The organism is Microbacterium kribbense (assembly GCF_039537285.1).
Taxonomy (GTDB): domain Bacteria; phylum Actinomycetota; class Actinomycetes; order Actinomycetales; family Microbacteriaceae; genus Microbacterium; species Microbacterium kribbense.
Genome location: NZ_BAABAF010000015.1, coordinates 17,834 through 27,784, shown reverse-complemented (window position 1 = coordinate 27,784; position 9,951 = coordinate 17,834). Strand labels below are relative to the sequence as shown.

9 protein-coding genes are annotated in these 9,951 nt (G+C 67.6%); 6 read left to right on the top strand and 3 right to left on the bottom strand.

Annotated features, from left to right (window positions below; translation table 11 throughout):
- Window positions 1-3 precede the first annotated feature (3 nt).
- The gene (locus tag ABD705_RS15830) at window positions 4-237 is read right to left on the bottom strand and encodes a hypothetical protein (RefSeq protein WP_344785336.1); all 234 of its coding nucleotides are present in this window, start codon (window positions 235-237) and stop codon (window positions 4-6) included.
- A gap of 934 nt (window positions 238-1,171) precedes the next feature.
- Here ABD705_RS15830 and ABD705_RS15825 point away from each other — a divergent pair.
- Both ABD705_RS15825 and ABD705_RS15820 read left to right on the top strand, forming a co-directional pair.
- Window positions 1,172-2,446 (top strand): acetyl-CoA C-acyltransferase, encoded by a 1,275-nt coding sequence (locus ABD705_RS15825; RefSeq protein WP_344785334.1) that lies wholly within the window; start codon window positions 1,172-1,174, stop codon window positions 2,444-2,446.
- Window positions 2,446-2,847 (top strand): PaaI family thioesterase, encoded by a 402-nt coding sequence (locus ABD705_RS15820; protein WP_344785332.1) that lies wholly within the window; start codon window positions 2,446-2,448, stop codon window positions 2,845-2,847. The genes ABD705_RS15825 and ABD705_RS15820 overlap by 1 nt, the downstream gene beginning before the upstream one ends.
- A 53-nt stretch (window positions 2,848-2,900) precedes the next feature.
- Here ABD705_RS15820 and ABD705_RS15815 read toward each other — a convergent pair whose 3' ends face one another.
- Both ABD705_RS15815 and ABD705_RS15810 read right to left on the bottom strand, forming a co-directional pair.
- A complete protein-coding gene (locus tag ABD705_RS15815) occupies window positions 2,901-3,920 on the bottom strand; it encodes a dihydrodipicolinate synthase family protein (RefSeq protein ID WP_344785330.1) in 1,020 nt (339 codons plus the stop codon).
- Window positions 3,921-3,928: 8 nt separating this feature from the next.
- Window positions 3,929-4,942, bottom strand: a complete 1,014-nt coding sequence (locus ABD705_RS15810; protein ID WP_344785328.1) for an ornithine cyclodeaminase family protein — start codon at window positions 4,940-4,942, stop codon at window positions 3,929-3,931.
- Between the two features lie 99 nt (window positions 4,943-5,041).
- Here ABD705_RS15810 and ABD705_RS15805 point away from each other — a divergent pair, with 99 nt between their 5' ends.
- The 4 genes from ABD705_RS15805 to ABD705_RS15790 all read left to right on the top strand — a co-directional run bounded on the left by ABD705_RS15805 (window position 5,042) and on the right by ABD705_RS15790 (window position 9,949).
- On the top strand, window positions 5,042-6,418 hold the full coding sequence (locus tag ABD705_RS15805; protein ID WP_344785326.1) for an aldehyde dehydrogenase family protein: 1,377 nt from the start codon (window positions 5,042-5,044) through the stop codon (window positions 6,416-6,418).
- A gap of 46 nt (window positions 6,419-6,464) precedes the next feature.
- Entirely contained in the window at window positions 6,465-7,403 is a 939-nt protein-coding gene (locus ABD705_RS15800) for a LysR family transcriptional regulator (protein ID WP_344785324.1), read from the top strand.
- Window positions 7,404-7,486: 83 nt separating this feature from the next.
- On the top strand, window positions 7,487-8,989 hold the full coding sequence (locus ABD705_RS15795; protein ID WP_344785322.1) for a bifunctional 3-(3-hydroxy-phenyl)propionate/3-hydroxycinnamic acid hydroxylase: 1,503 nt from the start codon (window positions 7,487-7,489) through the stop codon (window positions 8,987-8,989).
- 18 nt (window positions 8,990-9,007) lie between these two features.
- Complete coding sequence (locus ABD705_RS15790) at window positions 9,008-9,949, top strand: VOC family protein (RefSeq protein ID WP_274637167.1); 942 nt, start codon at window positions 9,008-9,010, stop codon at window positions 9,947-9,949.
- Window positions 9,950-9,951 lie beyond the last annotated feature (2 nt).

Below are 9,951 nucleotides of genomic sequence, written 5' to 3'. Positions count from 1 at the left end.
GGTTCAAATCCCACCGTCACCGCCATTTTTGGGCCGGATCGACTTCCTTTTCAGGCGGTTTCGATCCGGCCCGTTCTTGTTGGTTCCGTCTCGTTCCTTCTCGGATGTGGGCACCGTGTGGTCAGGGATTTTCTTGTCGGGGAGCTGGGCGGTGGGGTCGGCGGCACCAGCCGGATCCGGACGGATCGAGACGGATCGAGGACGATCAAGACCGGCGTCGAAATCGTCCGTGCCCACATTTTGCCCATAAAATCTCGCATGGTGTGCGCCCCCACGATGGGTGGAGCCGACTGAGACTCGAACTTCCGGACTGCGGAAGTCCCGGGCCGAGCATCGCTCCCGAACGTCGGGACCGATGCTCTTCGGCACGACGCCAGCCTTTCCATTCGAAAAGCTGCGGTATCAAACCTGGGATGGCTCAAACTGCACTGGTGGTGATGATGGAAGCTGAGCTCTGGAATGTGCTCGCGTGCGTCGTCGGCGTGATCGTGTGTTGGAACCATCGCACGCGTCATGTATTCACGATTGACCACGCATGAGTCGAGCTGCACGATGCGCACATCGTGGACGATCGAGTGCTCGACGCCGTGTGGCGCCGCGATCTAAATGACGAACCGGTCGCGCCGACCCCGCGCGTTGCCGGGTGTTCGTAGCCCGAGCGACCGTGACCGCGCGCCATCGGGTGTACCTGGCGAACGTCGACCTCGACGCGCACGTGAGTGAGGCAATAGCGGAGGTGAACACCGCTCCGCCGTTCTGGGGCGAGACCCACTGGGGGCTCCACCGGGTGCGCACACGTGACGGCAGCCCCATTCGGATGGATCTCCGCCACGGATGCCGTGAGAGTCCACGGTTGCCGCTGCCGCGTCCAGCACGGGTCAGATCCACAATGAGGGAGTGAGGCGATGGCTGCCGCGGGCAGGCTGGCCTTGCCCTTGCCCTCGACTGCGTCGACTTTGCCGAGTTGTCGGGCGTCGATTCACGAAGAGTAGAGCCGGGGTGCGGCTCGCGCAGAGGGCGGTGTGTCGGCGCCGGTTCCAAGGATGGCGGTCAAGCGCAATACTGGGTGGCCCTCAACGAGGCGATCCCGTGGCGCCCAACGGCAATATTCGCTTCCGGATGCCTGGACCCACCCTACGCGCGGTCGCCGACGACGCGTCCGAGGCGGCGAATGACGATACGATACGAATCGAACAGTTTGCAGATCGATCGAGAGGACATCACAGTGGCCAAGGATCTCTCCCCGAGCGATGCCGTCGTCGTCGCGTACAAGCGGACGCCCTTCGGTCGCGCGCGCAAGGGTTCACTCGCCGCAGAGCGGCCCGAGGACCTTGCCCTGGCCGCAGTGCGAGCAGCGCTCGCCGATGTGCCGGCCGTCAACCCCGCGACGTTGGACGACTTTTACCTCGGCACGGCGGTTCCCGAAGGGGCACAGGGCGACAACGCGGCACGGCGCGTGGCCGTGTATGCGGGATACGACTCACTGCCCGGCGCTTCGATCAACCGCTTCTGCGCGTCGTCCGTGCAAGCCATCGCCTCCGCCGCGCGCGCGATCCGCTCCGGCGACGGGGACGCCTTCCTCGTGGGAGGCATGGAGTCCACGTCGCGCACACCCCCGATGCCCACCGACGTCTACCCGGGCTCGGAGGTCCCGGCGTCCCGTTCCGACGAGATCTTCGCCTCCGACGTCCGCTGGATCGATCCGCGCAGCCAGGGTCTGCAGCCGGATGTCTACATTGCAATGGGGAGGACCGCCGAGTTCGTCGCGGGCCTGACGGGCACCTCGCGACAGGATCAGGATGAGTGGGCGCTGCAGTCACAACGCCGCACGGTCGCCGCGGTGGCGGCGGGATGGTTCGACGCCGAGATCGTGCCCTACGTGCGCGCTGACGGCATCCTCGTCACGGCCGATGACGGTCCTCGACCGGAAACGTCGATCGAGGGCCTTGCCGCACTCCGGCCGGCTTTCAAAGAGAGCGGCACTGTCACCGCCGGAAACGCCAGTCCCCTCAATGACGGCGCCTCTGCCGCAGTGCTCATGAGTGCTGCCAAGGCGCGGGAGCTCGGTGTGCGGCCGCTCGCCCGAGTCCTGGGCGCGAGCGCCAGTGCACTGTCTCCGGAGATCATGGGTCTAGGCCCGGTCGGGGCAACCCGGAAGCTGCTCGACCGGCTCGGCCTCACTGTCGCCGATCTCGACCTCGTCGAGCTTAATGAGGCCTTCGCCGCGCAGGTCGTCCCCACCGTGCGCGAGCTTGGCTTGGACCCCGACAGGGTGAACGTACACGGCGGTGCGATCGCGATCGGGCATCCGTTCGGCGCCACCGGAGTGCGCCTGACCGGCACACTCATCCGTGCTCTTCAACAACGCGACGGGACCCTCGGCCTGGTGACGCTCTGTGTCGGGGGTGGTCAGGGCATGGCGCTCGCGCTCGAGAGGCTGAGCTGATGGGCGCTGTCGACCCCCTCGTTCGCGAGATCCTCGCCGGCGAGCCGTCGCTCGCCTGGTTCGGCTTCACGGTGGATGAAGCAGTGAGCGGGCGTGCCGTCGCGTCGACGCAGGTCGGCCCCGAGCACGTCAACGCGAACGGCATGGCGCACGGCGGGTTCGTCTTCGCGCTCGCCGACCAGGCGTTCGCGATGGCGGCCACCACGGTACTGCACTTCTCGGCTACGGCGGACGCGCAGATCCACTACCTTGCCCCCGCCCACGTCGGTCAGCGGCTTGTGGCCACCGCGCAGACGAGCTGGCACGACGGCCGGCGGGCCGTCGTCGACGTCATCGTGACCGCCGACGGCGACGTGATAGCGACCTACAGCGGGATGGCTCGCGCCGTGCGGCGCACGTGACGCCCACGCGCAGTGGCACGGATCTGCGTCCGGGGCCACCGCGCTATCGCGTATCAGGCGGTCGTGCGGCCCGCGACGAACTCGCTGTCGGGCGAATCGGTGACCGGCAGACCGGAGGCGACGAGAGCAGCTCGCGCCTGCCTCATGAGACGGTCGGGGATGCGCGGCGCCGGGGCTCGCAGCGCTCCGCCGTTGAAGCCGGCCAGCCATTCCTGATACTTCCAGGCTGTGCGGTTGATCACCGTGGTGCCCACGGCCGACCCGGTGAGGATGGCGGTGTTCGCCGCACGTGCCGGAGCGACCTGCCACCACAGCTTCATGGCATCCTCCCACTGGCCGTTTCGGGCGAGGTCGAAGGCCGTCGGGAAGTACCCACTCATCCAGTTCGTGTTGCTCGTGCCCGAGAACTGGAAGTCCATCACCGACATGAGCGGAATGGTCTCTCCTTCGATAGGGCAGGAGATGATCACCTCGTCGCGGAAGTGATGGTTCATCTCCATGATGCCGGGGATGCCAGGGTTGCCTTGCTCCGCTTTGATGGCGACGATGTTCGGGATGGTATCGAGCACGTTTCGCACCCACGGTACGGGCATGCCGGCGTTGTCGATGCGTTCGAAGCCCCACGCAGGCAGGCCAAAGAGCATCACGCCCAGGTCAGTCGAATCTGCCAGGGTCTTGGTGTAGTCGTACACCTCGTCCAGTGTCGTCGGCCAGAACGCGGTCGGGTACGACAGCAACACGCTGTCGACGCCCTCCTTCTCGGCGAGCTTCAGCGCCGCAATGTTCTCATCGAGAGTGTTGAACGCGGCGTGGAAGAACAGCTGGAAGTCTGATCCGCCCGCTTCGCGGGCGACAGCGGTGACGCGCGCGTTCTCCTCCGGCGTGATTGCGAGCTCGGTAACCAGGAGCGTGCCCGCGAAGCCGAGATCCTTAAGTTTGAGGATGTCGTGGCGGATGGCGTTCTCGTTAATCTTCGAAAAGTCACGGCTGTACGACGGCATCGTGACCGCGATGGCCCCGTGCCAATGCTGCTTCGCCCATGCTCGGGCCTGATCCTTGGTGTATTCGACCATCTGCGTCTCTACTTTCTGGTGGTGACGATTCCGACGGGCAGCTCGGTGCCGATGCCCCGTGCGCGCGCGAGGTCAACAAGTGACTCGGCGACGACGATGTCCTGTATGCCGGCACCCGTGGATTTGTAGATCCGGATGCCGCGATCGCGATCGATCGCGCGCTCGCCGGCCAGCGCCGTATTCAGCGAGATGGTTAGGGCGTCGACGTCGATGCCCGATGCCCGAGCGGCGAGCATGTCGCCGCTGCCACGGACCACTTCGTCGACGCCGTCCGCTACTACGAGCGCGGCGCGCGCGACAAGCTCGACGGGAAGCTCGCGCTGTCCCGGTGTTGTCGAACCGATCGAGACCACGGTCGCGTCGGCCATGACCCAGTCCGACTGAATCGTGGGGGTCTCGTCGCGGGATCGCGCCGCGCACAGGACGAGGTCGGCGTCCTGCACAGCGGCGGAGGCGGTGTCCACAGCCGTCACAGTCACGCCCAGTTCAGCCGTGAAGCGCTCAGCGAAGGCTTCGCGCTTCGCCTGAGTCGGGCTGAATACCCGCACCGAGGCGAAGCGAGCCACCAGACTCAGCGCCGCGATGTGCGACCGCGCCTCGAATCCCGAGCCGACGACGCCGACGGTCAGCGGCCGCGCCGGCGCGATGGCGCCGGTGCCTACGGCGCTGGTCGCCGCCGTGCGCAGTCCGGTGACCCGATTGCCATCCACCAGTGCAACCAGCTCCGCCGTCTCCTTGTCGAACAGCGAGATGAGGTAGCTGACGCGCAGCCCGTCCGCGAACGATCCGTTGATCGACTTCGTGCCGAACAGGCGGCCGCTGGCCGGCACGGCCGGCATGACGCGCATCCATTCTCGACCGCTATCGGCGAAGATGCGTCCAGGATTTCGCTGTGCGTCTGCTGGCGCGGCGTAGGCGGCGCGGATCGCGCGGATCGCGCTGGGCAGATCGGCGAGGCCTTCGACATCCGCATCCGTCAGGAACAGGGGCGAGCGCGCCGACGGCGCAGACTCAGTGCTCATCTGGACTCCTTCGTCTTCCTTTGGCATTGTCAAACACGATACGTACCGTATCTGTTTCGTCTATGCTTCTGCAAGACGCCCACAGAAGAGAGTGCACCCATGGCCATTGCGACCGTCAATCCCACGACCGGCAAGATCGAGATGATCATCGACCCGCACTCGTCGGCTGAGGTCGACGCGCGGATCGGCGAGGCCGCTGCCGCCGCGCGGCTGCTGAGGACGACGACGTTCGCGAAGCGGGCGGAGTGGATGCGGGTGGCCGCAGACATCCTCGACGCTCAGGCGCCGGGTCTCGGTGAGCTCATCACGGTCGAGATGGGCAAGCCGATCGCGCAGTCGATCGCCGAGGTCGAGAAGTCGGCGAAGGCGATGCGGTTCTACGCCGATCACTCCGAAGGGTTCCTCGCCGACATCCCGCTCGCTGAACCGGCGACGGTGAATGCGTCCAGGGCCTGGACGCGCTACGAGCCGCTCGGTGTCATCCTCGCCGTGATGCCGTGGAACTACCCGCTCTGGCAGGTGATCCGCTTCGCGGCCCCGGCGCTGATGGCCGGCAACGCCGGTGTCTTGAAGCATGCATCCAATGTGCCCCAGGCCGCGCTCTTCCTGGACACTCTCTTCGAGCGCGGCGGGTTTCCTGTCGGCTCATTCCGCACTCTGCTGATCGGGGGCGCTGACGTCGCCGCCGTCGTCGCCGATCCGCGGGTACAGGCGGTCACTCTCACCGGCTCCGAGCCGGCCGGGCGCTCGGTAGCGGCGCTCGCGGGCGATCATGTCAAGAAGGCGGTGCTCGAGCTCGGCGGATCCGATCCGTTCATCGTGCTGCCGACGGCCGATGTCACCGCGGCCGCCACCACTGCCGTGCGGGCCCGGATCGGCAACAGCGGGCAATCCTGCATCGCGGGCAAGCGCTTCATCGTGCACGCCGACGTCTACGACGCGTTCGCCGCAGAGTTCACCAGACAGATGTCGCAACTGATCGTCGGGGATCCGTTGCTGCCGCAGACGCAGGTCGGGCCGTTGGCGACCGAATCGGGCCGCGACGACATCGTTGCCCTCGTCGAGGATGCCCGCGACAAGGGCGCGACGATTCTGACCGGCGGCACCATCCCCGACGGGCCGGGCTGGTTCTATGCCCCCACAGTGATCGCCGACCTGCCCGACGACGCCCGCCTGGTTCAGGAGGAGGCCTTCGGTCCGGTCGCATCGCTGTATCGCGCTGTGGATGTCGACGAGGCCCTGCGGATCGCGAACCAGACGCGGTTCGGCCTGTCCAGCGCCGTCTGGACGAACGATCCGGACGAAGAGGCGTACGTCATCGCCCGACTCGATGCGGGGGCGGTGTTCGTCAACGGCATGACCGTCTCGTATCAGGAGCTTCCGTTCGGCGGCATCAAAGCGTCGGGATTCGGCCGTGAGCTCGCCGCCGACGGCCAACGCGAGTTCTGCAATCTCAAGACGGTCTGGAAGGCTTAACCCGACACGGGTCCACGCGGACCGGTGGGAGGCGAAGGGGCTTCGAGTGGCGATCGACTACAACTTGTTGCGACCGCTGCGCGCGCTGCTCGAAGAGCGCAGCGTGACCCGGGCCGCCGAGCGCCTGCACATGTCGCAGCCGTCGATGTCGACCGCGCTCGCGCGGCTGCGTGCCCACTACGCAGACCCGCTGCTGCTGCGCCGCGGCAATCGGCACGTGCTCACGCCGCTCGCCGAGCGGCTGCTGGCGGCGCTCCCGCGTGCGATCGCCGAGACCGAGCATGTGTTCGGCCTGCAGTCGCGGTTCGAGCCGGCGACCAGCACGCGCACGTTCACGATCGCCGCCGTGGACTACATGGCCGCGCGCGTCGCGCCGGACCTGCTGCGCATCGTCGAGCGCGAGGCACCGAACGTGCGGTTCGAGTTCCCTGCGGCGGATGGGCGCCTGGTCCATGCCATGCCTGACGCCCTGCGCACGATCGACGGCGCGATCCTCCCGCACGGGTACGTCGCCGATCAGCCGCACCTCGACTTCGCCGCAGAACCCTGGGTGTGTCTGGTCGATGCCGCCTCGGCGGTGGCCGCACATCCATCGCTGGATGAGCTGCTCACCCGGCCGTGGGTGCAGACCCTGCCCGCGCGGGAGGGCGCGAGCCCGGTGCGCCAGCAGCTGCGCTTCCGGGGTATCGATCCGACGGTCGTGGCGGCGACTCCGCATTTCTTCGTCGTGCCCTCGCTACTCCTCGGCACCGACCGGGTCGCGATGGTCCCGGCCGGATTTGCGCGAATGGCGGTGCGTGCCGAGCCGCGACTGCGGCTGGTGGTGCCGCCGCTCGACCTCGATCCGGTCCGCGACGCCTTCTGGTGGCACCTCGACCGGGAGCAGGATGCCGAGCACATCTGGCTCCGCGGCGTGGTCGACCGGGTGCGTCGCACCGCCATCGGGAATCCCGATGACGGTGATAGCGGAATCGGCCTTCCCTGAGTCGCACGGGCAGAGGAGGATCAAGTCGCGGCACTCGACTGTGCAGCAACCGATACGGAACGTATGGAACACAAAGGAGTGTCGTGAGCACGAACGTGGATGTGATCGTGATCGGTGCCGGCCCCGTCGGCACCACCGCGCTCGCCCTTCTCGGCCGAGCCGGCCTCACGGCCATCGGGCTGGAGAAGGACGAGGAGATGTGGCCGACCGCGCGAGCGGTGCACTTCGACGGCCAGACGATGCGCACTCTGCAGGGCCTGGGGGTCGCCGACCAGTTCGTGGGCGTGACCATCCCGATGAAGGATGTCGCCGTCGTCAACGAGGCCGACGAAGTCCTCGTGCACGCGCCCACCGACCGCCTCGGCGACCAGGGCTGGAACGAGCACATCAGCTTCCACCAGCCCGACATCGAGCGGTTGCTGCGCGAGGTCGTCGCCTCCAGCCCCGGGATCGACCTGCGATGCGGGGTCACCGCGACCGAGGTGCGCACGACCGACGACGGCGTCGAGGTGACCGCCGTCGACGCGCACGGCGACGCGCAGGTGCTCACGGCGCGCTGGGCCATCGCCTCCGACGGCGGCCGCTCGGCGACCCGGCACGCCCTCGGCATCGAGACCGACAAGCACGGCGAAGACGCCCGCTGGCTGGTCGTCGACGGCGACCTCGTCGACGCCTCCGGCTGCGATGCAGACATGGTACAGTTCGCCCGCTACTCCCGTCCGGCACTATGGCTGCGCCTCCCCGGCACGCGCGTGCGGATGGAGTTCATGCTGGTCCCCGGCGACGATCCGGCCGAGATCGTCACCCCGGCCGCTGTCGAGCGCATCAGCCGCGGCATCCTGCCGACCGACCGGTTCACTCCCGATCGCCAGGCCGTCTACACATTCCGCGGCCGCATCGCGCAACGCTGGCGCGCGGGCAATGTCTTCCTCGCCGGCGACGCCGCCCACCAGGCGCCGCCGCTGTTCGGCCAAGGGCTGTGCGCCGGCATCCGCGACGTGGCGAACCTGGTCTGGAAGATGGACCTCGTCGCACGCGGCGCGGCCGATGCCACGCTGCTGGACACGTACGAGAGCGAGCGCAAGCCGCACGCGCAGTACTGGGTCGAGACGGCCGCGCAGCAGGCCGAGATCATCCAGACCCTCGATCCCGAGGTCGCGAAGGGGCGCGACGAGTTCGTCCGTGCGCATCCCGAGGCGTCCGCCGTCCCACCGTCGCCGGCACTCGGCCCCGGCCTGCACGACGGCGACCGAGACGAGCGCGCGGGCCGGCTCGGCATCCAGCCGATCCTCGTCGACGGCACTCGTCTGGACGACATGGTGGGAAACCACTTCCTCGTGGCAGTGGACCGCGAACTCTACGCCGAGCTTGCGACGGCCGTCAAGCTCGCGCTCGACGACGACGCCGACGTCGTCACGCTGACCGACCCGCTCAAGATCGAGCAGATCCTGGCATCGGTCGGCGCCCGGGCGGTGGTGATGCGGCCCGATCACTACATTCTGGGCGTCGGTGACACCGCCGCCGAGGCCGAGCGGATCATCGCCGGCATCCCATCGATCGCGCACGCCGCGACATCCACCGTCTGAAATCGCGAGGAGAACGCCATGACCTTCAGTCCCATCACCCACATTCGGCACTTCGACATCGCCGTGCCGGACTTCGAGAAGCAGATCGAGTTCTACAAGAACCACTGGGGTCTCACCGTCCAGCACGATGACGGCGACGTCGTCTACTTCGCCGCCGAGGGCTCGCCTGAGCAGTACGTCACCCGCGTGCGCCGATCCGCCGACAAGCGGCTCGACCTGGTGGCATTCGGCGCAGCGGACCGAGCGTCGGTCGACACTCTCGCGCAGGACCTCATCCAGGCGGGCGTGAAGCTCGTCTTCGAGCCGACCGATCTGCAGACCCTCGGCGGGGGCTACGGCTTCCGCTTCTTCGACCTCGAGGGCCGTACGGTCGAGGTCTCCACCGACGTCGCGGTGCGCCAGCACCGGAAGATCGAACGGCGCGAGTCGATCCCGGTGCGCCTCTCGCACGTCGTGCTGAACTCGAACCGGCCCGAGGCGATGCGCGACTGGTACGAGAAGCATCTCGGCTTCCGGCTCTCGGACACGCTGAACCACCCGCACGTCGGCGACCTGTTCTACTTCATGCGGTGCAGCTCGCAGCACCACTCGATGGCCATCGCGCGCGGCCCGCACGCGTCGCTGCAGCACGCGTCGTTCGAGCTGCGCGGCATCGACGAGTACATGTTCGGCAGCGGCCGGATCATCCGCGCCGGCTACCGCAAGCTCTGGGGGCCCGGGCGCCACCGCGCCGGTGACAACACCTTCACCTACTTCACCGACCCGAACGGCAACACGATGGAGATGACGACCGAGCTGGAGAACCTCGAGGAAGACACCTGGCACCCGCACATCTACGACGTGCAAGAGCCCGAGACCTCCGACCAGTGGGGCACCGGCGGCGACATGAACGAGTTCATCACCAAGGAGATGTTCAACGACTCCGACGACCGTCACCTGTTCGTGGCGCCCCCGGTCTGAGC